Source organism: Vibrio sp. OPT41 (assembly GCF_015163595.1).
In the GTDB taxonomy this organism is placed as follows: domain Bacteria; phylum Pseudomonadota; class Gammaproteobacteria; order Enterobacterales; family Vibrionaceae; genus Vibrio; species Vibrio alginolyticus.
In genome coordinates, this window is the sequence record NZ_JADDYH010000037.1 from 1 (window position 1) to 417 (window position 417).

At 46.5% G+C, this 417-nt stretch carries 3 tRNA genes; all 3 read right to left on the minus strand.

Annotated elements, in window-relative coordinates:
• Window positions 1-124: 124 nt before the first annotated feature.
• Window positions 125-200: transfer RNA gene (locus tag IQP38_RS16150), tRNA-Val, on the minus strand.
• A 38-nt stretch (window positions 201-238) separates the two neighbouring features.
• Window positions 239-314 (minus strand) — tRNA-Ala (locus IQP38_RS16155).
• A 9-nt stretch (window positions 315-323) separates the two neighbouring features.
• A tRNA-Lys gene (locus tag IQP38_RS16160) sits at window positions 324-399 on the minus strand.
• Window positions 400-417 lie beyond the last annotated feature (18 nt).

Below are 417 nucleotides of genomic sequence, written 5' to 3' on the forward strand. Positions count from 1 at the left end.
ACAAACATTGAGAACTTTACAAACAACAATAAATTGTTGTTTTGTCAGCTTTCCAAATTGTTAAAGAGCTAGATTTTCTGATGAAAACCATTTTTAAAAACTCTCAAGAGAGAATGTTTAAAGATGGTGGGCGATACCGGGCTCGAACCAGTGACCCCCTGCTTGTAAGGCAGGTGCTCTCCCAACTGAGCTAATCGCCCACATTAGTTTTACTTCTTAGTGGAAGAAGTTCCTCGAATGGTGGAGCTATGCGGGATCGAACCGCAGACCTCCTGCGTGCAAGGCAGGCGCTCTCCCAGCTGAGCTATAGCCCCATCGAGAAATGGTGGGTCGTGCAGGATTCGAACCTGCGACCAATTGATTAAAAGTCAACTGCTCTACCAACTGAGCTAACGACCCAATGGTATCCCGTAGGGG